Annotated in this window: 20 protein-coding genes; 8 read left to right on the forward strand and 12 right to left on the reverse strand. The window is 59.1% G+C overall.

Annotated elements, in window-relative coordinates; genetic code table 11:
- Positions 1-30: 30 nt before the first annotated feature.
- Genes tgt through DHV10_RS18085 form a run of 4 tightly spaced genes read right to left on the reverse strand, consistent with a single transcriptional unit; the run spans position 31 to position 5,566 of the window.
- Positions 31-1,131 (reverse strand): tRNA guanosine(34) transglycosylase Tgt, encoded by a 1,101-nt coding sequence (tgt, locus tag DHV10_RS18070; protein ID WP_109487808.1) that lies wholly within the window; start codon positions 1,129-1,131, stop codon positions 31-33.
- 27 nt (positions 1,132-1,158) lie between these two features.
- Positions 1,159-3,420, reverse strand: coding sequence for a TonB-dependent receptor plug domain-containing protein (locus DHV10_RS18075; RefSeq protein ID WP_162601644.1), 2,262 nt, complete (start codon positions 3,418-3,420; stop codon positions 1,159-1,161).
- Positions 3,404-3,952, reverse strand: coding sequence for a 2-amino-4-hydroxy-6-hydroxymethyldihydropteridine diphosphokinase (gene folK, locus DHV10_RS18080; protein ID WP_239461902.1), 549 nt, complete (start codon positions 3,950-3,952; stop codon positions 3,404-3,406). The genes DHV10_RS18075 and folK overlap by 17 nt, the downstream gene beginning before the upstream one ends.
- Positions 3,953-3,979: 27 nt before the next feature.
- Positions 3,980-5,566 carry a hypothetical protein gene (locus DHV10_RS18085; RefSeq protein ID WP_109488265.1) on the reverse strand — a complete coding sequence of 529 codons (1,587 nt, stop codon included), beginning with the start codon at positions 5,564-5,566 and terminating at the stop codon, positions 3,980-3,982.
- A gap of 137 nt (positions 5,567-5,703) precedes the next feature.
- Between DHV10_RS18085 and DHV10_RS18090 the strand changes: the two genes are divergently transcribed.
- Together DHV10_RS18090 and DHV10_RS18095 are read left to right on the forward strand one after the other, a co-directional pair.
- Positions 5,704-5,922: a hypothetical protein gene (locus tag DHV10_RS18090; RefSeq protein ID WP_109487810.1), complete on the forward strand. Its 219-nt coding sequence runs from the start codon at positions 5,704-5,706 to the stop codon at positions 5,920-5,922.
- Positions 5,873-7,030, forward strand: a complete 1,158-nt coding sequence (locus tag DHV10_RS18095) for a Gfo/Idh/MocA family protein (RefSeq protein WP_338042627.1) — start codon at positions 5,873-5,875, stop codon at positions 7,028-7,030. Before DHV10_RS18090 ends, DHV10_RS18095 begins: the two co-directional genes overlap by 50 nt.
- Before the next feature lie 225 nt (positions 7,031-7,255).
- Here DHV10_RS18095 and DHV10_RS18100 read toward each other — a convergent pair whose 3' ends face one another.
- From DHV10_RS18100 to DHV10_RS18115, 4 genes are all read right to left on the reverse strand, one after another.
- Positions 7,256-7,981, reverse strand: coding sequence for a molybdopterin-dependent oxidoreductase (locus DHV10_RS18100; protein WP_109487811.1), 726 nt, complete (start codon positions 7,979-7,981; stop codon positions 7,256-7,258).
- The gene (locus DHV10_RS18105) at positions 7,978-8,706 is read right to left on the reverse strand and encodes a cytochrome b/b6 domain-containing protein (RefSeq protein WP_109487812.1); all 729 of its coding nucleotides are present in this window, start codon (positions 8,704-8,706) and stop codon (positions 7,978-7,980) included. The genes DHV10_RS18100 and DHV10_RS18105 overlap by 4 nt, the downstream gene beginning before the upstream one ends.
- A gap of 205 nt (positions 8,707-8,911) precedes the next feature.
- The gene (locus tag DHV10_RS18110; protein WP_109487813.1) at positions 8,912-9,250 is read right to left on the reverse strand and encodes a P-II family nitrogen regulator; all 339 of its coding nucleotides are present in this window, start codon (positions 9,248-9,250) and stop codon (positions 8,912-8,914) included.
- A 76-nt stretch (positions 9,251-9,326) separates the two neighbouring features.
- Positions 9,327-10,709, reverse strand: coding sequence for an ammonium transporter (locus tag DHV10_RS18115; RefSeq protein WP_109487814.1), 1,383 nt, complete (start codon positions 10,707-10,709; stop codon positions 9,327-9,329).
- A 282-nt stretch (positions 10,710-10,991) separates the two neighbouring features.
- Here DHV10_RS18115 and DHV10_RS18120 point away from each other — a divergent pair, with 282 nt between their 5' ends.
- The 3 genes from DHV10_RS18120 (at position 10,992) to DHV10_RS18130 (ending at position 15,071) form a co-directional block, all read left to right on the forward strand.
- Positions 10,992-11,567 (forward strand): NADH-quinone oxidoreductase subunit B, encoded by a 576-nt coding sequence (locus DHV10_RS18120; protein WP_109487815.1) that lies wholly within the window; start codon positions 10,992-10,994, stop codon positions 11,565-11,567.
- A gap of 267 nt (positions 11,568-11,834) precedes the next feature.
- Positions 11,835-13,649, forward strand: a complete 1,815-nt coding sequence (locus DHV10_RS18125; protein ID WP_109487816.1) for an OmpA family protein — start codon at positions 11,835-11,837, stop codon at positions 13,647-13,649.
- Between the two features lie 522 nt (positions 13,650-14,171).
- A complete protein-coding gene (locus DHV10_RS18130) occupies positions 14,172-15,071 on the forward strand; it encodes a hypothetical protein (RefSeq protein ID WP_162601645.1) in 900 nt (299 codons plus the stop codon).
- A 75-nt stretch (positions 15,072-15,146) separates the two neighbouring features.
- On the opposite strand, the gene DHV10_RS18135 is transcribed toward DHV10_RS18130, so the two are convergent.
- Positions 15,147-16,148, reverse strand: coding sequence for an ROK family protein (locus DHV10_RS18135; RefSeq protein ID WP_109487818.1), 1,002 nt, complete (start codon positions 16,146-16,148; stop codon positions 15,147-15,149).
- Between the two features lie 261 nt (positions 16,149-16,409).
- Between DHV10_RS18135 and mqnE the strand changes: the two genes are divergently transcribed.
- Positions 16,410-17,549, forward strand: coding sequence for an aminofutalosine synthase MqnE (gene mqnE, locus DHV10_RS18140; RefSeq protein ID WP_109487819.1), 1,140 nt, complete (start codon positions 16,410-16,412; stop codon positions 17,547-17,549).
- Between the two features lie 21 nt (positions 17,550-17,570).
- Positions 17,571-17,801 (forward strand): hypothetical protein, encoded by a 231-nt coding sequence (locus DHV10_RS18145; RefSeq protein ID WP_109487820.1) that lies wholly within the window; start codon positions 17,571-17,573, stop codon positions 17,799-17,801.
- Here DHV10_RS18145 and DHV10_RS18150 read toward each other — a convergent pair.
- Positions 17,770-19,047, reverse strand: coding sequence for a metal-dependent hydrolase family protein (locus DHV10_RS18150; protein WP_109487821.1), 1,278 nt, complete (start codon positions 19,045-19,047; stop codon positions 17,770-17,772). The genes DHV10_RS18145 and DHV10_RS18150 overlap by 32 nt on opposite strands.
- Positions 19,048-19,171: 124 nt before the next feature.
- Here DHV10_RS18150 and DHV10_RS18155 point away from each other — a divergent pair, with 124 nt between their 5' ends.
- Positions 19,172-19,414 (forward strand): hypothetical protein, encoded by a 243-nt coding sequence (locus DHV10_RS18155; protein WP_109487822.1) that lies wholly within the window; start codon positions 19,172-19,174, stop codon positions 19,412-19,414.
- Between the two features lie 26 nt (positions 19,415-19,440).
- Here DHV10_RS18155 and DHV10_RS18160 read toward each other — a convergent pair whose 3' ends face one another.
- Both DHV10_RS18160 and DHV10_RS18165 read right to left on the reverse strand, forming a co-directional pair.
- Positions 19,441-20,619 (reverse strand): acyl-CoA dehydrogenase family protein, encoded by a 1,179-nt coding sequence (locus DHV10_RS18160; protein ID WP_109487823.1) that lies wholly within the window; start codon positions 20,617-20,619, stop codon positions 19,441-19,443.
- A gap of 74 nt (positions 20,620-20,693) precedes the next feature.
- The gene (locus DHV10_RS18165; RefSeq protein ID WP_109487824.1) at positions 20,694-22,487 is read right to left on the reverse strand and encodes a LamG-like jellyroll fold domain-containing protein; all 1,794 of its coding nucleotides are present in this window, start codon (positions 22,485-22,487) and stop codon (positions 20,694-20,696) included.
- Between the last annotated feature and the right edge of the window lie 92 nt (positions 22,488-22,579).

Consider the following 22,579-nt stretch of genomic DNA (forward strand, 5'->3'; position numbering starts at 1 on the left):
GATGAACGTAGCGGACCGCGTTCAGCGAAGTCACTGGCTGACGGAATCTGCCCGCACGCGCTGCATGATGCCAAGGTAGTAGGAGAGATTGTGGATTGAGTTCAGCGTTGCAGCGAGCGGTTCGGCGCACTGCACCAGGTGGCGCAGATAGGCACGGGAGTAGCGCCGACAGACCATGCAGTCGCAATTCGGATCTGGTGGTCCCTGGTCTTCGGCGTATTGTTTGTTTTTGATATTCAGGCGTCCCTCGCTGGTGAAGAGCAGCGCGTGCCGGGCGGCGCGTGTGGGTAGCACGCAATCCATCATGTCGACGCCCATGCGCGCGTACTGCTCAATTTCATCCGGGTATCCGACGCCCATGACGTAGCGGGGCTTGTCCTTTGGCAGGAGCGGCAGAACTTCGCTGATGACTTGCATGGTGAGCTCGCGCGGTTCGCCCACGCTGAGGCCGCCGATGGCATAGCCGTCGAAGTTCATCTCGACGAGGCGCTCGGCGGATTCGCGGCGCAGGTCGTGGTACATGCCGCCCTGGACAATGCCGAAGAGGCTTTGCGAGCGGCCCTGGAAATCGTTGAACCAGGAGACTTCGCTCTGATGCGCGCGAAAGTGATCGAGCGAGCGGCGGGCCCATGCCATTGTGAGGCGGAGGCTCTCCTCTGCGCGAGCGCGATCGGCCGGATACTCGGTGCATTCGTCAAACGCCATGCAGATGTCGGCGCCGAGCGCGATCTGCACGTCCATGGAGTGCTCAGGCGTGAAGAAATGGCTGGAGCCGTCCAGGTGCGAACGAAAGCGGACTCCTTCGTCTGTGACTTTGCGCAACTGCGCAAGGCTGTAGACCTGAAATCCGCCGGAGTCCGTGAGCATCGCGCGATTCCAGCTGATGAAGCGATGAAGGCCGCCCATGCGGCGGATCGCTTCGTGGCCCGGTCTGAGATACAGGTGATAGGTGTTGCCAAGAATGATCTGCGCGCCGAGTGATTCGAGGATGTCCTGCGGTACTGCTTTGACGCTGCCGGCGGTTCCCACCGGCATGAAAACGGGAGTCTCGACGGTCTGATGCGGGAGGTCGATTCGCGCACGGCGTCCGCCGGAGTCGGTCGTGTGGAGCAGGTTGAACTGGAGGCTCACTTGGCTATTTTATCGATCGGTCATATCCTACCTGGCTCCGCCGAACAGGAGCTGAAGCCCTGCCCGAGCGAGGCGCGGCGTTGCAAGCGTGGTATTGGGTGTTTTGGAGACTTCGATGGCGCGGTCGAACAGGTTCTCTCCTGAAGCGAACAGGGTGAGATGCGCGCCGAGATCGTGGGAGGCGTATGCATCGAGTCTGAAGTATCCATGCAATGGAAAGAGGTTCGCGTCGTCATCGTACTGGCGTCCGCTGATGCGGCTTTGCAGGCTAAGCGTGCCGAGTCGCGGCTTAAAGGCGCGGAGATTCAGCGTCCCCATGTTGCGTGCGACCTCCGGGATCCAGTTGCTGAGGTCCTGCGAACCGCGCGATACGATGGCGTGCGCGTATTGGTACCCGCCCTCGAGCGCCAGCCAGTGCTGCGGCGTGACTTCGAAGTCAACGCTGAGACCGCGGCTCTCGATCTGGCCGAGGTTCTGGCGTTTCAACAGGAGCGGATTCGCCGGATCTAGTGTTACGGCAACGATGGGCCGATTTACCTGAGTGTCGAAGTAGCTGGTGCGGATGATGCCCCAGCGGCCTTCGCTGGCCACGCCAAACTCCCATCCCGTTGCTCGTTCACTTTGAAGCGTGGGGTTGGGCAGCGTAAGTTTGCTGCCGACCTGGGTGGAACGATAAAGCTCGCTCGGGGTGGGCGCGCGAAAGGCGCGGAATGCGGAGCCGGAGATGGCGAAGTGCACTCCGAGCTTGCGCGAAATGCCCAGCCTTGGATCGAAGATGTTTTCGCTCATCGCGGGCGGTTGTGTTGCAGCGGGCACCCATGCGAATCCGTTCCAGTTGACTTGGTGCGCATCGAAATTCCGGAACCAGTCGAGGCGGCCGGAGGCGGTCGCCGTCCACGCCTGGTGAGTCCACATGGCTTCGGCGTACGCGGCAGAGTCGCGCTGGCGATCATTGAGGTTACTGAGCGTGCCGGCGCCGCTGAAAGTCTGTTCGCGGTCCCAGACACGCACATCGTGAACGTCTGCGCCAGTGACGATAAGAAACTCCGGCCCGATCGGCTGGTTCCAGTGGGCAGCCGCGCCCAGCTCGTTGTCGGGAACGCGTGTGAAGCGTGTGGGGCTTTCGCCGCAGCGGAAAGTGCAGGCCGAGTTCGCAAGAGAGGAGCTTTGGATGCTCGAGAATGTCTGCCGGTAGTGCTCGGTGGAACCATAAAGGCGCAGTGCAGCGCTCGCGTTGTGCGGAGCCTGCCAGTCACTTCCCGCTACATAACGCCACAGACGGGTGCCGTTCTTCTGATACGGAGTTCCGTTATCACGAGCCTCGTTGAAGCCGCTGCCGCGTACGAAGAACCGCAGCGGATTGCTGCCGTAGTCGAGGTCAACCAGCCCGTTCTGGCCATGCATGTTTGACGGAGTGTCCACGGGGCCGCGCTGACCAGGTGCGATCTGGATGAAGCCGTCTGTGCCGAGCGCTCCACCCGATGCGAGAATTCCCAGCTTTCCGGAAGCCGCTTCGAGCAGAGCGCTGGTGTCATAGGTGCCGAGCCTGCCGTAGCTTGATCGCACTTCGCCCGTGGATGCTGAGGAACGGGCGGGGACAACATTGAGGACGCCTCCAATCGCGCTCGAGCCGTAAAGGTCGCTCGCGCCGCCGCGGAGCACCTCGATGCGATCGATGGCAAGCTCGGGCATTTCATTCCAATGGATCCACCCGCCCACTGCATCGTTCAGTGGAACGTCGTCTTCGGTGACCAGGGTACGGCTCGCGGAGGTGGACCCCAGCCCGCGAAGACTAACGCCCTGCGAAGTGGGGTTGGCAACGAGGGAACTGGAGCGCCGGAAAAGCTCGACTCCGGGAAGCTGTCTAACCTGGGCATCCACTGTGAACCCGGCAGTCGTGCTCAGCGTGGGCTGCGACAAGGTGCGAGTGGTTACGGGGCTCTCCAGCGATGCGAGGGGCGCACGATAGGCGGTGACGGTGACCTGCTGGCTGGCGGCGGCGGGGTCGAGCTGAACCGTGATGTTGGCGCTTGCCTCGACGAACTTGTCGCCGAAGCCCTTGGCGGCGATACGCAGGCGGCAGGGTGTGCTGCAACTTACCGTGACCTGGCCGCTGGTGTCGGTGCGGCCGAGCAATTGGCCACTCGCCTCCTGAATGTCGGCGCCCGCGATTGACGCACCCGATCTGTCGACGACCCTGACGGTCAGCGAGACCGGCTTTTCGGCCCGGAGAGTTACGGACCCGTCAATTGAGACGAGCAGCAGAAGAAGGCTAAATGCGAGCCGCAATCCGCCACATCTCGTTCGCGATTGGCACAACGGCATCGACGTCACCTTTGCGAGTGGTTTGGAGTTTCTGAAGCAGCTCGGCGATGTTTTTCGCGGAGCCTGGAATCAGCAGGTGTGGCGCAATCTCGGCCAGGGGCACCAGCACAAAAGCCCGTTCAGCCATGCGCGGGTGGGGAAGCTCGAGTCCGGGCTCGCTCACTTCAAGCCCGTTCCATAACAGGATATCCAAATCAAGGGTGCGCGGCCCATTGGGAATTCCCGCACTACGATCCCGGCCGAATTCTCTTTCAATATCGAGTAACTCGTTGAGCAGTCGCCGGGCCTCGAGAGCGGTTTCGAGAGCCACGACGGCGTTGAGGAAGCGGGGCTGATCGGCATAACCGACGGGCTCAGTGGTATAGAGCGAGGATTGTTCCCGGACGTTGCCCAGCAATCTGAGACGCAGCACAGCGGCGGCAAGGGTCGCGGCTGGGGGGCCGGCGGGGCTGGGTAGGTTGGCTCCGAGTGCGACGTAGGCGGTGTGCATGGGCATCAGGGTATCTCAGCGGCTCCCGGAGGCCTAAGCATTGGATTCCCATTCGCCGCTGACGTATAAAGCCCGGATTCGCAGGAGGGTAGCTATCAGAGCGACGAGTCCGGTGATCCAGGCTGCAAACGCCATTGCCACAGCCCAGGCAGGAGCTTGGCCTACGCGGCGCAGCAGAAATGGCAGGAAATTCCAGGTGGTGATGTGAACGTAGTCCCAGGGATCCTGGGTCATGGGCGCGTTGTTCAGGCCCCAAGCCTGCATCTTGTTGAGGGTAAAGGCGGCGATGTTTTTGGCGCGGAGGGCCAGGACCCAGGTTGGATGGCCCAAGGTCTCCTCCTGGTAGATCTCGAGCGGCAACCAGAACATGAGTGATTCAATCTGGATTGCGACGCTCGCAAACAGTATGAACAGGCCCCCCTTCCAGACGAACCTGCTTGTCTCGCGCCGGTAGCGGAGCAGCAGCGGAACCGCAAGAAGCGCGAGAAGTTGGACCGCTGTCGAGACGTACCGATCGCCCCACGCGAAATCGCCGGCCCATGCGAAGTAGCGCGCGTAAAAGCTGAGATAGTCGGCGAGCATCAGCCCTGAAGCCAGCGCATATGCGCGAACTGCTGGGGCTAAGCGCCGCCAGTGGAGGACCAGCAGCACAAGAACGAGAACGATGAGCGGATCGAAGAGGAAGATCGACTTCTCAGGCGCGAACAGGGCTCCAAGAATTCCTTCGTGCCATGGAGTTGTCCAGGGCCAGTTTCGCGGCAGGCTCGGATCGCGCGCGATTGTTTCCCTGGCCACGAGGCCTGCATAGGTATTCGTCCATGAACCGAATCGGTAGCACTGATAGGCGCGATCGAGGAAGCCAAAAACGCAGAAGACCGGAATAGCGGTTGCCGCATACCGTTGTACCTGCTTCCAAAGGGCCGGCCCACGCGCGCCATCGAAGTACAGTAGTAAGGGCACAAAAAGCACCCCGGCGAGCAGGTCCATTCCGGTGGTAATACGCGTGAGCAGGTTTAACCCGAAAGCGCCGGTGCCGATGAGCAAAGCGCGCCGGCTTCCCGTCTTCAGCCACTCATGCTCGAACGCGAAACCCGTAAGCGTAAGCAGGCAGATGTAGTTGTTCTCCTGCATATTCTGGGTGTAGTGCAAGTGAGATGTGGCCACCAGTAGCGCCAATACTCCCGCAACCGAATGGTTGCAGGAAAATCCGAACCCCCGAAGCAGCTTGAAGCAGACCAGCGCGGTGAGAATCGTGATCAGAATTTGGGTGGAATAGACAACCACGATATCGCGGACAGTGGGGTCTGTATCGCCGTAGCGAGCGAAGATCGGCAGCTTCTCGATGCCGGTCCCCACAATGTCGAAGGGCAGCAAAAGAATAGATTGCCCGATACCAAACCAGCTTTGAATTGAGTGATTTCGCCCGTGGACGCCAAACTCCGGGTACTCACCGGGAAAGACGGGCGGCTCTGAGGTCCAGAACGAGTGCGCTGACTGCAGCCGGTGCGTCGTATCGGACGTCCCCAGTTCACCCGACTGCACCACAAAGGCGATGAGCGCTGCCGCGACCGCAAGGAGGAAGACCGGGTTTCGAAATGTTGAGATGGCGCGCACCGTCATGAGCACGATTGATTGATCGTACGGGCGAACCTATGTCCGCTCATCTCAATGTTAATCGGCTGTAAACCTCCGGTCAGCTCCGCGCAAACCACTGCGCGCTCCATCTGGTAGCATCATTTTTCGGAGACTACTTGGCTATGGACGGTATCAATAATGCGGGTCTCGGCGCCCGCCGCAATGAAGACATCGCGCTAGATCTGCTCAAATTTGTTGCGGGCACTACTGGTGTAGGTCGTCAGGCGGCCGGCGCTACCGGTTTTAGTGGCGCATCTGCCCCGAAGCCTGAGGAGCATGTAAACCACCTGCTTGAACTGTACGGCCGCTGCCTCAAAGCGGTCGAAGGCAAAGGGGCATAGTAAGATCGCAAGTCAGGGCAAGCTGCGGGTAGCCGCTGTCGGCGCTGGCGCGTTCGGCCGCAACCATCTTCGTGTCTACCGGGAGTTGGAGATCGCCGGCAAAGGAACTGCGCTCGTTGCAGCCGTGGAGCCGGACGGCGCCCGTGCTGCCGAGACCTCCGCCAGATTTGCCATTCCCGTTTTCGGCTCGGTCGAGGAATTACTCCGGGCGGACCTCGAAATCAATGCGGCGTCGGTCGCAGTACCCACGGTCCAACACCATGCTGTAGCGTCAGCGCTGCTTGCGGCTGGCATCGATGTGCTCGTCGAAAAACCTCTCGCTTCAACCACTGCACAGGCCGACGAACTCATTGCACTCGCCGAGAAGAATGGGCGCATCCTGCAGGTCGGTCATCTTGAGCGCTTCAACCCCGCCGTATTGGCGGTCGTACCGGAGTTGAAGCGTCCCATGTTCTTCGAGGCGCATCGGCTATCCATCTTCACGCCCCGTTCCCTCGATGTGGATGTCGTACTTGATCTAATGATTCATGATCTCGACATCGTTTTGAACTTCGTCAAGTCACCGATCCGCGAGGTGCGTGCGGTCGGGCTGCCGATCCTTTCGCCGAAGGTCGACATCGCAAACGTGCGCGTCGAGTTTGAATCGGGCTGCGTGGCCAACTTCACTGCTTCGCGTGTTTCCACTGAGCGCGTGAGGAAGCTGCGGTTCTTCCAGCCGCGCAGCTACGTCTCGATCGACTATGCGCGGCAGGATTTGCTCGTGATCCGACTGGATGCAGACATCACACCTGAGATCGCGGCAGCCATTGCGGGCGGGCAAGTTGATCCCGCTGTGATGGCGAAGATCGCGGCTGCAAACACGGCAGGGACGGCGGAACTTGGCGCGAGCCCAAATCCCGGGCTATCTTTCCTGAAGCCCCCCGTCACGCCCGGCGAGCCTCTTCGCCTCGAGATCGAATCGTTCCTAGGTTCCGTGCGGAGCCGTCGGCAGCCGCTCGTTACGGCGGGGCAGGGAAGGGATGCACTGGCGCTTGCGCTGGAGATACAGACGGCTATGGCCGCGCATGCGCATCGAGCGGGCCTGGGCGATTTCTTCGCGTCGGCGTAAGCGTGAACGTTATTCAGAGCACTGATGTCTATAAAGTCTTCAGCTCTGGGCCGGACTGGACAAGTGGCTGAGCCATTCAAAGTCGAGGATCCACTCTGAAATGCTGATTCAAACCTCGGCTTCAACGTGGGCGGCTGTCCAGACTTTCGGGTCTTGGTTCTTAGTCGGCCAAAAGGATTCGCCTCCTTGGCTCGCGCAGATTCTAGTCTCGACTAAACGGCCTGATCAGATTCCCGCGAACCAGGCGTAGTCGCCTTGATACTTGAGGGAGTCTGTGGCGGTGATGCGCGTGATGTATTTCACGCTCTTGTAACCAAGCTGTCGAGGGACGCGGAGGCGAAGGGGGCCGCCGAAGCCGACTGGCAGTTCGCCGTCATTCATCCCCAGCGTAAGGAAAGTCTGTGGATGGTGCGCGTCGGCGATGTCGATGCTGTCGGACCACTCAGGCTGAATGGAGAAGTACTTCAGGTAGCGCGCCTGAGGGAGCAGTCCCGCTTCCCGCAGGACTCCGGAAAGAGGCGTCCCGATCCACTCTGCCACGTACGACCAACCCTCTTCGCAAACCACTTCCGTGATCTGGCTGTGGGTCGGCATGCTGCGTAGGTCGGCAAGCGATAGCGTCATGGGATGCGCCACCATGCCATCAATCGAAAGGCGCCAATCACTGAATCCATCCGCCTGCAGCTTCTTGAATTCGTTGCTGGGCGGAGCAACTTCATTCGCAAACGGCGTTTTCGAGATCATGCTTCGGGGGAATTCGCGTGCCATTGCATCGCGCGTGAGCAATCGATGGGCTGCGTAGGTCAGTGTTTCTCCGGGGCCATAGACTCCGCGGCAATCGGGAGGAACTAGGCCATGCCGCCGCGCGATGCGATCAGCGGCGGCGAGTCCAGCAACACCTGCCGCAGCAAGACCTGACGTAATCAGAGCCCGTCGAGATATGGGCTTCATGCAACCTCCTTTTCTGCGACCGCCGTTTCGGTTGTAGAGGCGGTTCCGATCGTCATAGCGCGCATTCTGGCCCAGAAACCTGAGACCGCAACCATCACCACATGTACGACCAAGAACAGCACGAGAGCCCAGGTCAGGAAGAAGTGCAGGGTCCGCGCTGTCTGGCGTCCGCCGAAGGAGTTGACCACGAATGGGACCGCCGCGTTGAAGGAGGGCGAAAGCGCAAGCCCGGTCAGAATCACCAGGGGAAACAGCACGAAGATCACCAGCAGGTATGTTGATCTCTGCAGTACATTGTATGAACTTGTCTCGTCCGCCCCGGGAGGCCTGCGCTGCAGATACTGCCTCATGCGTTGCAAGTGCGCAGTGAGCGATCGATTTCCGCGTTCAGGAATCAGGTCGCGTCTGAGATGTCCGTTGAGAAGGCTCGCGAATCCGTATACGAGACCCGTTAGAACGAGCACCCAGGCCGACTCGAAGTGTAGATAGCGGCTCCACCCGTTCTGGTCCGGCATCACGTACCCATATCCGGTGGGGACGGTGTCGCGCGACGATGGAATCGGAATTGTGAACAGGGGCTTCATGTTCACATTTCCGGTTTCGCCCCAGTAGAACCGCGGATGCGAAATGACGATCTCAAGCCCGGTCACAAGCAGCGCGACGAAGCTGATGACGGTCAACCAATGCGTCACCCGTACCAGTGCAGAATGCCTTGGAGTCTCCATGTATTTTCTCGAGAGCCAGGGGAACCTTGCCGGAGGGTAGCACAGCGCGCAAACGCTCGTGAAGGCGAATGTTCTGGACGGGCAGCAAAGCGAGAGATGCGGACATCTTCCGAAGCGGCTTCTATCCGGCAGGCAAGATCACTGAATCGACAAAAGAGCCGCTCAGCAAGGAGCGGCTCTCTGAGATTCATCAAGCGGTGAAGTTTTAAAGAGCAGTCTCTCCGCGTTCGTCGTTGCGGATGCGGATTGCATCTTCAATACGGCTCACGAAGATTTTGCCGTCGCCAATGCGTCCCGTGCGGGCTGCCGAGCCGATCGCGGCAATCGCCTTGTCCTTCATTTCATCCAGTACCACCATTTCAATTTTGACCTTCGGCAGGAGGTCGACCGTGTATTCGCGGCCACGGTAGAACTCCGTGTGTCCCTTCTGACGGCCGTGTCCGCGGGCCTCGAGAATGGTCATTCCTTCGATTCCCGCTTCGAGCAGGGCATCCTTCACTGCATCCAGTTTTGATGGTTGAATAATCGCTTCGATCTTCAGCATTGCTTCTTTGCCTCGTCTGGTAGCGTAACAGGCCGGATGCTCCGGGTGGACAGCCAACCTCAATTCGAATTCTGTCTCAGGAATTCAGGTCGTAACCTTCTTCGCCGTGCTGCGACAGGTCCAGGCCTTCCATTTCAGCTTCGGCCGAGACCCGCAGTCCGATGGTTTTGTCGACCAGAAACAAGAGCACCAGGGTGCCGATTGCTGACAGCACCCATGCGACGGCGACGCCGGCAGTTTGATTCAGTATCTGGCCCCAGTGCCCATCCATGGCACCCGTGCTTATGTTGGCGCCGAAGGCGGGATTGATCAGCTTCGTCGCAAAGAGTCCAGTCAGAATCGCTCCGAGTGTGCCCCCGGCACCGTGAACGCCAAAGGCATCGAGGGAGTCATCGTACCGGAACCACGCCTTTACCTTGAAGACCATCAGCGAGCAGAACAGCCCAGCAATCAAACCGATCAGCAGCGCAGGGAAGGGCTGCACATAGCCAGACGCTGGAGTGATCGCCACCAGTCCCGCGACTGCGCCCGAGATTGCTCCGAGTGCCGTAGGCTTGCCGCTGTGGAACCACTCGTAGATGGTCCAGCCGACTGCGGCGGAGGCAGCGGCAAAATGCGTGTTGATGAACGCGCTCGTGGCCAGCGGACCGGAGGCGAGCGCGCTTCCGGCGTTAAATCCAAACCAACCCACCCAGAGTAGACATGCCCCGATAAAGCTCAACACCATGGAGTGGGGAGGCATCGCGGTATGTGGATAGCCGATTCGCTTCCCAAGGTACAGCGCCGTCACGAGGGCTGCTACGCCTGACGTGACGTGGACGACGGTGCCACCCGCGAAATCGAGGCTTGGAATGTGGTTGCCGGTTGCGTTCAACAGGCCGCCTACGCCCCACACCATATGCGCCATGGGGCTGTAAACAACAAGAGACCAGAGGGAAAGGAACACTGCCATGCCGCTGAATTTCATCCTCTCCGCGAAGGCGCCCGTGATCAGAGCCGGCGTAATGATGGCGAACATGAGTTGATAGACCATATAGGTCTGCTCAGGAATGGTGGCGGCGTAGTCGGGGTTTGGCGCCAGGCCCACGCCGCGAAGGAAGAGGTGTTCAAAACCGCCAATGAAGGCTGTCCCGTGCGCGAATGCCAGAGAATAGCCCAAGACGGCCCACAGAATGGTGACGAGCCCCATCATTGCGAAGCTCTGCATCATCGTACCCAGGATGTTTTTCCGCCGGACCAGCCCGCCGTAGAAGAGGGCCAACCCCGGTCCGGTCATCAGCAGAACCAGTGCAGACGAGACCAGCATCCATGCGTTATCTGCATTCATCTGGGCGGAACGAACGGCGTCCTGGAGTGCTTTGATGTCCGCCTGCGTTGCGGGAGAGGATTGCGCGATTGCGAGACAAGGGCAGAGCAAAAGAAACCCGGCAAGAAGAGCCCGGAGGCGAGTACTGAACATATCTACTCCGAAAAGGTGAGCCACGGTTCACGCGCGTGCAAGACACGGTCCTTACTGGCCCGCAACTGGTGCGCAATCTGTAACGTGAACCCTCGAAGGATATCTCAGTGAAGCGCAAGAACCTATAAGGATGGCATAAAGAAACTCATTTCATCCTTATGCGTTTGGAGTTCAAGTCGGCGACCGAAATGGCACACGAAAACGGCGGGAAGGCCACCCCTGCAGACGTCCTGCCATCCATCAACGCGCGTCAACAAGTGCGAAGAGGTTAAAATCAGATTCATGGCGGAAATTCAAGAACGCGATCGTTATCTCTTTGGTGCGCTCGATAGCAGCGCAAAAAATCGCGCCAAGCTGCAGGAAGTGAACTATGGCTTTGAGCAGCCCGAGGGCGTGTTTCTCACGACGCTTGATTTCGCCGTCAACTGGGTTCGCAAAAGCTCGGTGTGGCCGGTAACATTTGGCCTCGCCTGTTGCGCGATCGAGATGATGTCTATGGGGGCATCGAGGTTTGACATAGCGCGTTTTGGCGCGGAAGTGTTCCGTCCCTCGCCTCGGCAATCCGATCTCATGATAATTGCTGGCCGCGTAGCGCAGAAGATGGCTCCGGTGATCCGCCGCCTCTATGACCAGATGCCGGAGCCTAAATGGGTTATCTCGATGGGCGCTTGCGCAACTTCGGGCGGTGTTTTCCAGAATTACGCGATCGTCCAGGGTGTCAATCAGGTCATCCCGGTGGACGTGTACGTCCCAGGATGTCCGCCCCGGCCGGAGCAACTCCTGTACGCCATCACATTGCTTCAGGAAAAGATTCAACGTGAGCCACGTAGTTTGCTCAAGACCCTGAATGTAGAGTAAGTCGGCTCCGCCGCCAGTGCCTCCCTGTCCGTCGTTGAACAGGTTGGTCGGTCGTGCCGGGGGATGCTAATTGCGATGGATACCAAGTGGTAAACCCCTTCAGAAAGTAACCTCTAGCCCCAACTTCCTATGTTACGTTTATTGGTGGTGAGCTCCGGTTTCGCGGAAGGTCAGCTGTCAAGGAGCCAGTCACTTTAACCGGAAAACGGTCCTCATGAGGAGCCGTTTCCAACCTGTTTTCCAGTTTCGATTGCGGAGGAGAAACGCATGCACTCGCGAGTTTCAAAAATTGCCCGCTTGGCGTTGGCACTGGCATGTTCCGGCTTGGTTCCTGTTGCCCTGTCTGCCCAGGATGCTCCCAAGCCGGCGGCGCCTGCCACTTCGGGGCCCTCAGCTGATGCTCCCTCACGTTGGGACATCTTCGCCGGATTCAGCTATCTCGCGCCACACGGCGCCTTGGTCAAGGGCGCTCAGCAGGACTCAGCGAAGGCGATTTCCTGCTGCGTGGACTTCAGCGTTGCCCGGTACTTCAACAAGTTCCTTGGCGTCCAGGCAGAGGGTGATTTCCATAAGAACGGTGGCAATTACGGGGCGATTGTGCACAACCAGTTCAGCGGAGGTTCGGGCGGATTGATCGCCCGTTTCCCGACTGAGGACATTACCCCGTTCGTGCATGCCCTTGTGGGTGGTGAAAGCGTTTCGAGTACCTACTATCCGAGCAATCAGTGGGGTGTTGTTCTCACTGCCGGCGGTGGAATCGACTACGAGACCCCGTGGCTCGACCACCACCTGGCGATCCGCGTGTTCCAAGCGGACTACCAGTACACACACGAAAACTTCTATCCCGTGGCTCGCGCGAACTTCAATATGGCGCGGCTGAGCACCGGTCTCGTGCTGCATATGGGCACGATCGCGCCTCCAGCGACGGTCACCATCTCCTGCGCGGCGCAGCCTACGTCGGTCTTTCCCGGCGAGCCGGTCACAGTCACTGCTACCGCCGGACAGCTTCTTCCGAAGGATCACGTTGTTTACAACTGGTCCGGTCAGGGCGTAACCGGGACGGACACTACGGCCAAGGTGGATACGACGAACCTGGCGCCCGGCAACTACACGGTGAACTGCGGCGTGAAGGAAGGAAAGCCCGGGAAAGAGGGACTGAAGCCTTGGGAGAGCGCGAGCGGTACGGCGAACTTCACAGTCAAGGAATATGAGCCGCCGACCATCAGTTGCTCAGCGAATCCTACGGACCTGAAGCCGGGTGAAACCTCCACGGTCACCTGCCAAGGCGTGAGCCCGCAGAACCGTCCTCTTTTCTACACCTACCAAGCTTCGGCGGGTACGGTAACTGGAAGCGGACCGACAGCTCAGTTCTCATCGCAGGGCGCGCCGACAGGGCCCGTTCAGATTACCGGCAATGTTGCTGACGACAAGGGTCACACCGCGTCCGCAAACACCAGCGTCAACGTGCAGGCCCCACCCCCGCCGCCGGGACCGTCTCCTGAGCAGCTGCGTCTCGAAGCCCGCCTTGCGCTGCACAGCGTGTTCTTCCCGACGGCTCTGCCGACGGAGAAGCATCCGGAGCGGGGATTGGTCGAGAGCCAGCAGGCCACGTTGCAGACATTGGCAACGGACCTCAAGTCCTACCTCCAGATCAAGCCTGACGCGCACATTACACTCACCGGGCACGCCGATCCACGTGGTTCCGATGAGTTCAACCAAGCGCTGACTCAGCGCCGCGTTGATGCCGTCAAGCAGTACCTGGTGCAGCAGGGCATTCCGGAAAGTGCAATTGCAGCCAACGCAGTCGGCAAGAGCCAGGTCCTCTCCAAGGATGAAGTGAAGGCTCTCGTTGACCAGAACACCGAGCTGACGGACAAGGAAAAGAAGAACACCCTCCGTCGCCTCAACGTGATCTACCTGGCCCAGAACCGCCGCGTCGACCTCACTCTGACCAACACGGGTCAGCAGTCGGTGCAGCTCTATCCGTTCAACGCGAAGGACGCCTCCACTCTTCTTTCTGTCAGCAAGCCGGCTACCGGCGGCAAGGGCGGTGCGAAGAAGGCGGCCCCGAAGAAGAAGTAAGATCAACCCCACCGGGAGCGGGCTTGAATGTCCGCTCCGCATGACTCAAAGAGGCTGACCCGCAAGGTCAGCCTCTTTTGTTTTCTTTAAGATTGCGACGCTACGTAGCACCTCATCCTCTAACCCATCAAAGTTTCACTCCCTACTCCTTTCTGCCCCGATCATCCGATCTAGACCCTTTCGGTCGTTCTGAAGCAGAACTAGCGGGCCTTCCTGCATCTCAGCCGAAGTTACCGGGAGTACTGGATGTATCGTCCTTTTCGTTCTTCTCTTTCCTTCTTTTGTTCGTTCGCAATTGGGTTTTTAATCATGGTTCTGGCGGGCTGTGGTGGATCACCCTCAAAAACAAGCTCACAGGGTTCCGGCGGCGGATCGGGGAGTCCCGGCAGTGCAGTGTTCGGGGGCGACCCGAGCAAGAGTAGTCCGGGATGTGGCGGGGCGGAGTCCGGATATAACAACCAAAATGGTTCTATAAGCGGCATCTGGATACAAAGCCCGTCACCCGGTGTGAATCCGGGCAATGTGACTGTGAATGCAACGGCATACGCCAGCGATGCGATTACGCAGTGGACGGTTTGCCTCGACGGTCAAGCTGTATACCAGGCGAACAACTCTGCAACCTCTATTTCCCAAGCCATCACGGTTCCAAACGGCCAGCATCTTTTGTGGGCGAGCGTTACAGACGCCAAGGCCGCTACCGACAGATCTGAGCTCAGATTGATCCAGGTGGGAACGCCACCGCCCACCACCGTTCCTATCCCCACTCCGCCAGCGGGAGCAACGGTGCTGTCGCAGATGCAGAATGATAAGGCAAACTGGAGCATCTGCAGTGCCTGCGCCGCCGGGACAAACATTACCGACAAATACACGATGACGTTCGACCAGAGCCAGCCCTCGCTAAGCGGCAGCAGCCTGGAGATGTACGCTGGCGGGCCGCTATGGAGCAACGTCCTCTTCAAGGACATAATCCTGGGCACTACGAAGAGTACTCATTTCTTATGGGATTTCTGGGTTTACCACGATCCCGCTGTCGAATCGAAGTTCTGGTCTTCAGAGCTCGATTTCTACGTGGTTCTGGGAGGCAAAGAGTTCATGGCCGGCACTCAGTGCGACTATGGAGACGGCTACTGGGCGACCTGGGACAGCAACGGCAACCGATGGCTTCTGGATGGAATCCCTTGCCCGCACTGGACACCGGGCTGGCACCACGTCCAGGAGTACGACGAACTCGTCAATAATGCCACGCAGTATCGCTACGATACGCTGGTCCTGGACGGTACAGCCTATCCCCTCAACCAAACCTGGAACACCAACCCTACTGATTGGCAGGATCAGCTAGGAATTCAATTCCAGCTCGACGAGGATCCCTCGGGAACTCCGCTTCATGAATGGGTGGACAAGGTTACGCTGACGGAATGGTGAGGCCTCATCACGCCTTCCAAGCGCAGCTGCCACAGGCACCCCAATTTTGGGGGACCTCGGAGACAAGACGCTTGATTAGTTCAGCAACTGCAGTGCCCCGATCGCCGCTCCCAATGCGCCGGCACAATCTCCGTTTGGAATCACATGTATCGGAATGCCGGCCTGTTCCGCACGCTGGGCCGGCATGCCTGCACGAATCTGCTCGATGAACCATTGGCGGAATTCGTCAGTGGCCTCGAGCACGCCGCCACCGATGATGAGGGCGTCGGGGTCGAAGGTGTTGATCATCTCGTCGAAAAACAATCCGAGCGCGTGTGCCTGCACTTTGAAGATGGTGCGACAGAGCGGGTCGCCTTTTGCCGCCAACCCGCGTGCCGCGTACGCAGCTTTCGCGATGTCCATTTGAGCGAGCTCATGTTCGGGATGCTGTTTGAGCAAGAAGGGAAGAACGTTCATCCGGATTGACGTAAGCGAACAGAGCGACTCGAGATCGCCGATGCGTCCGCAGTTGCAAATCGGCTTCAAGCCGGCAATCTCCGGGATCTCCGAGTAAGGCACCAGGACATGCCCCAACTCGCCGCCGAAGCCGTTCTTACCTTCGATCACCTTGTCGTTGACAATCACGCCACCGCCGTTTCCGGTCCCCACAATGATTGAAATGGACGTCTTGCCGCTGTTGGAGCCGAAGAGGGCGAAGTGACCCCACAGAGCCGCGGCATTCGCATCGTTGAGATAAACAACCGGCTTTCCGAACTCTTTCTCGAGCGCACCACGTATATCGAAGCTTGCCCAGTCGTTGTGCACGAAGTTTGTGGATCCTTTGGCGCTGAGTACACCTTTCGCGCTGGCGGGACCGGGGGTGTCGAGTCCAACGGCCGCAACATCTTCCATCGAGATACCTGCGCGCGCCAGGGCGGGCGCAGCGCCATCCGCGATTTGGCTGATGCAGATCTTTGGGCCTTCGACCGACCGGGCCGGATGTTCGCACAATCCGCCGACCAGAATGTTTTGCTTTTCGTCCATGACCGTGTAGTTGATGGCGGTTCCGCCCAGATCGATACCCATCACATAGCGCATGCTGTTCTTCTTCCCCTTTTCTGTTGACACATATAAATTTACCGCGTGATTCCGGCAGAGAGGGTGGATGTGCAGGAAAAGAGCTTACGTATGCCCTCCCAGAAATGACCTGATCGCTTAAACCTCTATCATTGTTGAATTTACAAGTGCAAGAGCTTGAATTGGAGTCAGGGTTATGCTGGCGTTCTTCGTGCCGGACATCCGGGCTCGGCGCCTTCTAACGCGCCCGCCATCATGCTGGATATTCGGTATCATCGAGCTATGCAGCCTGTCGCAGCACTCTCGGGTTTTCGCAGCTATGATCCACACGTTGAGGAGATTGCCATCAAGGTCAAGGCGGGCACACGCCTGGAAGCGGCGGACGGCCTTGCTCTGTATCGGTCAAAGGATGTCCTGGCCGTTGGGTGGCTGGCGAACTACGTGCGCGAGCGGATGCATGGAGATGTCACCTATTTCAACGTGAACCGGCACATCAACCCGACGAACGTGTGCGTTGCCGCTTGCAAGCTCTGCGCTTTCGGCCGCAAGAAGGGCGATCCGGCGGGATACACGATGGCCCTGGAAGAAGCCTGGCAGACCGCAGCTTCCGGCTACAGCGAGGCTGTGACGGAGTTCCATATTGTCGGCGGGCTGCATCCCGATCTGCCGCTCGAGTATTTTCTTGACTTGGTACGCGGGCTTAAGCAGCGCTTTCCGAAGGTCCACATCAAGGCTTTCACGATGGTGGAGGTGGCTTACCTCGCGCGGCGTGCGAAGCTCTCGATCGAGGACACACTCATCAAGATGCGCCAAGCCGGCGTGGACTCGATGCCCGGCGGTGGCGCAGAAATCTTCTCGTCGCGTGTGCGTTCGATTATCTGCGACCACAAGATCGACGGTACCGAGTGGCTCGATACAGCGCGGCTGGCTCACAAGCTTGGGTTTAAATCGAACGCGACGATGCTCTACGGGCATATCGAGAACGATGAAGACCGCGTGGACCATCTGCTGAAGCTTCGTGAGGTTCAGGACGAGACCGGCGGATTTCAAACTTTCATTCCGCTGGCGTTCCATCCGGAGAACACGCCTCTCGATCATTTGCCCGTGACGACGGGGCTGACAGATATACGGCAGATCGCCGTGAGCAGGTTGCTGCTCGACAACTTCCCGCATATCAAGGCGTACTGGCAGATGATGACGCCAAAGATTGCGCAGATCGCTCTGCGCTTCGGGGCCGACGACCTCGACGGAACCGTGGTGGAGGAGAAGATTTATCACGATGCCGGCGCAACGACGCCGCAGGGCATGACACGGAAGGAACTCTGCCGGCTCATCACCGAAGCGGGCCGCGTTCCGGTGGAGCGCGACACTCTCTATCACGCGGTAACCAGGAACGAGGACACCTTCACCGTCGCCGTGTAGGCGGCAAAGGAAAGCGCAAGTATGGGTGAGCTAAGCCTCTACGCGGTGGTTGGCCTGTGCGTAGGCTTCATGTGGGGTATCGGCTGCTCGCTCGCGATTCTCTACTCCATCTATCTCGGCGGCTACCGCAAAGCTGTAGAGGACTCGCTCGCTACGCAGAAGTCGCAGCGCTTCCTGACTGCACTGAAGAGAATCGAGTTGCGAAGGGCAAGGCAAGCCGCTACTGCCGCAACACCTTCCCGTCCTTCATGACGAAGCTCACGTGCTCGCAGGTTGAGATGTCTTCGAGCGGATTCGCGGGGACGGCTACGATGTCTGCCAAGTAGGCGGGCTTCAGTTCGCCGATCTGGCCGCCCCAGCCCAGCAGCTTTGCGCCATTGATGAGGTCGGCCCGCAGCACGTCTGCCGGCTTCATTCCGTATTGCACCATCAGCGTCATCTCGCGGGCCTGCGTTCCATGAGGAAATGGGCCGACGTCGGATCCGACGGCGAACGGCACGCCCGCGGCAACCTGCTTCTTGAACTCCTTAATTTTGTAATCGAGCATCTCTGCCTGCGTGGCGGCCTGATCCTGCGAGTCGCGGTTCTTTGCGAAGTACTCAAAGATCGCAAACGTCGGTACGGCAAAGATGCCCTTCTCCTTCATCAGCCGCACTGTCTCATCACTTAGCTGGGTAGCATGATCAATCGAAGCCACTCCAGCTTGCGCGGCATATAGGGTTCCGGGCTCACCCATGGCGTGAACGCCAACGTTCGTTCCCATGCGCCGCGCCTCTTCAACCGCCGCGGCCAACTGCGCCGCTGTGTACTGAAAAGGTGTATGCAGCACGCCATCGATCATCCGGTCTTTGCCGGTCTCGTAGATTTTGGCAAAATCAGACCCTTCTTTGTGCTGCTCGCGCATTACTTCAACGAGTTGTTCGGCGGAGTTGGCGTAGTCAGCGTTGGAGAGAACATGCTGTGCAGGGTTGTACTTGTTCGCGTCTTCATGACCGCCGAGGATGTCGATGGCATTGCCGCTGAGGCGCAACCGCGGACCGGGAATGATGCCCTTGTTGATGGCGTCGCGAATGGCTGTGTCCGCCGATCCTGCGCCTTCGGTTCCCATATCGCGTTCGGCGGTGTAGCCGGCCATCACGTCGTCTTTGGCGGCCTGCTCGGCCAGGATCACGCGCCAGGGCACGGACTCCTCAACGGTCTGCAGGTCCTCTGCGCCGGGATGGAGGAAGAGGTGGATGTGCGCGTCGATCAGTCCCGGCATCAGCGTCGCGCCGCCGAGGTCGATGACCTTGGCGCCCGCGGGATGCTCGACACTCTTGCCCACTGCCTTGATGCGGTTGCCCTCGACCAGCACCTCGCCGGGCTGAATCACCGTTCCGCTGTCAACCTGAAGCAAACGCGCCGCGTGCAGTACGACCGGTGTTTGAGATTGCTGTGCACTCAATAGACACGGCGCGAACGCCAGGCACACTCCAAGAATCCATGAACAAGAACGCATGTTGTCTCCGATACGGATATGAATATACAACTGCGAACGCAGCGAAACGGATCAAGAAATTGCACTCATTCGCTTTTCACAAACATTCATTCAGTCCTTAGCTGGCAATCAGCGGACGGATGGTATGATCCCGGCAAAGGATTCCAAAAACATCATGCAGAACGACTCTTATGTACTTGCGCACGAGCAGGCCGGCAGGGAACGTGCGGAACTTCGTGCCCAGATCGAAAAACTTCTCGCCCGCGACGCAAAGCTTGAAAAGCTGGTCGAGATTCTGAAGGAACTACTCCCAGAACAGGCTGCCGTCGAAGTACATGGAGACGGGCACCACGAACAGAACGGTTCACACGAGCATCACCACGGCTGAGTCTCACCGTCCCACTCACCTGAAGATTAGTACGCTGAGACTCCGGTGATGTGCTGACCGAGGATGAGCGAGTGGATGTCGTGCGTGCCTTCGTACGTCTTCACGGATTCAAGGTTCATCATGTGGCGCATGATGGGGTAGTCCTCCGTGATGCCGTTCGCGCCGAGGATGTCGCGCGAGATGCGCGCGCACTCGAGCGCCATCCACACGTTGTTCCGCTTGGCCATGGAGATGTGCTGGTGGCCGACGGTTCCCGCGTCCTTCAGGCGTCCGACCTGGAGCGAGAGCAACTGCGCTTTTGAAATCTCAGTGACCATCCAGACCAGCTTGTCCTGCACGAGTTGATGGCTTGCGATTGGCTGGTTGTGGAATTGCTTGCGAGCCTTGGCGTATTGCAGCGCCGTGTCGTAACACGACATGGCTGCGCCGATCGCTCCCCAGCTGATTCCGTAGCGCGCCTGGTTGAGGCACATGAGCGGGCTCTTCAGCCCGCCGGTGCCCGGCAGGAGATTCGACGCCGGCACGTGTACATCCTGCAGCGACAGGCCGCTGGTGACGGATGCGCGCAGCGACCACTTACCGTGGACTTTGTACGCGCGGAAGCCGGGCCGATTCGTCTCGACAAGAAAGCCGCGTACGCGATTGTCTTCATCTTCGACCTTGGCCCAGATGATGGCGACGTCGGCAATGTTGCCGGAGGTGATCCACATCTTCTCGCCGTTCAGGATGTACCCATCGCCGGATTTATGCGCGACCGTGGTCATTCCGCCCGGGTTCGATCCAACCCCCGGCTCCGTCAATCCGAAGCAGCCAAGCTTCTCGCCCCTGGCCATTGCGGGCAGCCAGGTATTCTTCTGCTCGTCGGATCCGAAGGTGTAGATGGGATACATGCAGAGCGCCGATTGCACGCTTACGAAGCTGCGCAGGCCTGAGTCGCCGCGCTCCATCTCCTGCATCACCAGGCCGTACTCGACGTTGGACATGCCCGCGCAGCCATAGCCGTCGATGGTGGCGCCGAAGAAGCCCAGCTCACCCATCAGCGGAACGAGTTCGCGCGGGAACCGCTCCGTCCGGTAGCACTCTTCAACGATCGGTATGACGTTGTCTTCAATGAAGTCTCGAGCAGTGCGCCTCACCAGCAGTTCATCTTCGCTGAAGCTTGCGTCGAGGTGGAGAAAGTCAACACCTTGGAATTTGAAAGCCATGATTACACCTTGCCATTTCTGTCGTGCTCAAACCTCGAAGGCTAACAGACGGGCCTCAGTTGGTTCCAGAGCGGCTATTTGCAGGACTCTGGTTCCTTCTCGAGTTTGTTGATTGCCTCAACCTCCGAGGAGTTGAGCGCGCGCCGATAGACCCGCACGGAGCCGACGTCGCCCGAGAAGAAGAGACCATCGTCGCGCTGAGCGCCGATGAGGATCGGGCCCTTGCTCGAACCCCAGGGGCCAAGGTCTTCGCGCGTCTGCACCTCGCGTCCGTTGATATAGAGGCGAAGCTTGCCAAGCGTCTGATCGAAGACTGCGGCGGTGTGAACCCAGATCCCGATCGGGAAGCCATCGCCGTTGACCCAGTAATCAGTCCATCGCGTGCCGAAGGTGGTCGCGCCCCATTGGGCGGCTGGATTCGGTCCGAAGCCGAGGCGCCACTGCGAGCCCCATCGCGGTCCTACTTGCGACACCCAGGCTGTGTACGCGGCGGGCTTATGCGGCTTCACCCACGCTGTCACAGTGATTGATCCCGCATTGTCGTAATCAGCGTTCTTCGGGAACTCGATGTAAGCTCCGGAGCCGTTGAATGCGTACGCCATATTCGCACGGCCGTGCCGATCGGCGGTGAGGGTTGCGCCGTGGATTATCGATTTGCTTTCGGGATGGCAGACGTCTACAGCAGAACCATTCAGCGGAAGGAGGGCAACGAGTCCGGACTTCAGGTCGACTGCGGAACCGTAGTTGTTGGTCACGCCTGCTTCGGCGGTAAATCCAGGAATTTCCTTAAGCCGTGCCACATCCTGTTGTCGTCCTGCTGCAGAGAGAGAAGCGATCAGGTTCTCACCTTCCGACGGATCGAACCGGAAGTCATCGCCGTACTCAGCCTTCAATCCATTCCAGAAGGCTGTCAGATCCGTGTTGCCCGCGCTCAATTCATCCAGCATCGGCCGAGCAGCTGAGTACTGTGGAAGCTTGTCATCGGCGTAAGCGGACCCGAAGCGCCTCACCCATGCATGACGCCGCCTCTGCGCCTCGGTGAGGTAGCGCGCGGGACCATGGGAGACGTGCGGGTCCGGCTCGGCAAGCAATTCGAGCCCTCGGTAGAACGCCCGAAGGCCGACGGTACCGTGTGTTTCGCCGGGGAAGACCTCGTAGTGATACTCAACATCGGCATTCGGACTGCTTTCAAATGTCTTCGCGAACCGCAGTGCCCCGACGGAGATGTCGGCTTCTTCATCGCCGCCTGCGCCGATGAATACGAAGCGCGACCTCGCCGCCGGCTTTGCGATCGCTTCGCTCAGAAGCGCAACGAACCTATCATCAAGCCCGTAACTGGGGCTGATGGCGAGATTCGCCTGGAAGACCTCGGGCCGGCGGATGAAGGCGTACAGCGAGAACATCCCTGCGTTGGAATGGCCGAGAAGGATGTGGTAGTTCCCGAGCGAATACTCCGAGGTGAGCTGAGGGATCAACTCGTCGGCGAGAAACGAGAGGAACTTGTCGGAAGGACCGTTTGCAAATTCGGCGCCTTCAAAAGTCGGCATCAGGTCGCGTCCGCGGTTGGTATTCACCACGCCTGCGACGACCATGGGTGGAAGCCTGCCGTTGCCGGTGAGGTGGTTCACCACGACGGCGACGTTGCTGAAGGTCCACTCACCGTCGAGCACGATCAACAGCGGCATGTTCGGCTTTGTCTGCTTCGGAACCGAAACGAGAATCTCGCGCTTCTCGCCGAGGATTTTCGATTGAACGCTTTCGCGCTTGCCTAGTGTTACGGCGGAGTCCTGCGCAAGTGCGATCGAGGCAGAGCAGAACAATAACGTGGTGGTCGCAAGCACAAAGAAGCCGCGAGGAAGTGAGATCATCAGACGCTCCCGTTCGACCTAATTGATCGAAGCAGGAAGTATAGAATGCCGCCTGTGATTTCGAATGTGAGGTGCGCGGTCCCCGATCTTCT

The sequence above is a fragment of the Occallatibacter savannae genome (genome assembly GCF_003131205.1).
In the GTDB taxonomy this organism is placed as follows: Bacteria; Acidobacteriota; Terriglobia; order Terriglobales; family Acidobacteriaceae; genus Telmatobacter; species Telmatobacter savannae.

Bases quoted from the DNA above. Each gene is read 5' to 3' on its own strand.
- folK (WP_239461902.1), bottom strand. From the start codon at position 3,952: ATGCCCATGCACACCGCCTACGTCGCACTCGGAGCCAACCTACCCAGC.
- DHV10_RS18085 (WP_109488265.1), bottom strand. From the start codon at position 5,566: ATGACGGTGCGCGCCATCTCAACATTTCGAAACCCGGTCTTCCTCCTT.
- DHV10_RS18090 (WP_109487810.1), top strand. From the start codon at position 5,704: ATGGACGGTATCAATAATGCGGGTCTCGGCGCCCGCCGCAATGAAGAC.
- DHV10_RS18100 (WP_109487811.1), bottom strand. From the start codon at position 7,981: ATGAAGCCCATATCTCGACGGGCTCTGATTACGTCAGGTCTTGCTGCG.
- DHV10_RS18105 (WP_109487812.1), bottom strand. From the start codon at position 8,706: ATGGAGACTCCAAGGCATTCTGCACTGGTACGGGTGACGCATTGGTTG.
- DHV10_RS18110 (WP_109487813.1), bottom strand. From the start codon at position 9,250: ATGCTGAAGATCGAAGCGATTATTCAACCATCAAAACTGGATGCAGTG.
- DHV10_RS18115 (WP_109487814.1), bottom strand. From the start codon at position 10,709: ATGTTCAGTACTCGCCTCCGGGCTCTTCTTGCCGGGTTTCTTTTGCTC.
- DHV10_RS18120 (WP_109487815.1), top strand. From the start codon at position 10,992: ATGGCGGAAATTCAAGAACGCGATCGTTATCTCTTTGGTGCGCTCGAT.
- DHV10_RS18125 (WP_109487816.1), top strand. From the start codon at position 11,835: ATGCACTCGCGAGTTTCAAAAATTGCCCGCTTGGCGTTGGCACTGGCA.
- DHV10_RS18135 (WP_109487818.1), bottom strand. From the start codon at position 16,148: ATGCGCTATGTGATGGGTATCGATCTGGGCGGAACCGCCATCAACTAC.
- mqnE (WP_109487819.1), top strand. From the start codon at position 16,410: ATGCAGCCTGTCGCAGCACTCTCGGGTTTTCGCAGCTATGATCCACAC.
- DHV10_RS18145 (WP_109487820.1), top strand. From the start codon at position 17,571: ATGGGTGAGCTAAGCCTCTACGCGGTGGTTGGCCTGTGCGTAGGCTTC.
- DHV10_RS18150 (WP_109487821.1), bottom strand. From the start codon at position 19,047: ATGCGTTCTTGTTCATGGATTCTTGGAGTGTGCCTGGCGTTCGCGCCG.
- DHV10_RS18155 (WP_109487822.1), top strand. From the start codon at position 19,172: ATGATCCCGGCAAAGGATTCCAAAAACATCATGCAGAACGACTCTTAT.
- DHV10_RS18160 (WP_109487823.1), bottom strand. From the start codon at position 20,619: ATGGCTTTCAAATTCCAAGGTGTTGACTTTCTCCACCTCGACGCAAGC.
- DHV10_RS18165 (WP_109487824.1), bottom strand. From the start codon at position 22,487: ATGATCTCACTTCCTCGCGGCTTCTTTGTGCTTGCGACCACCACGTTA.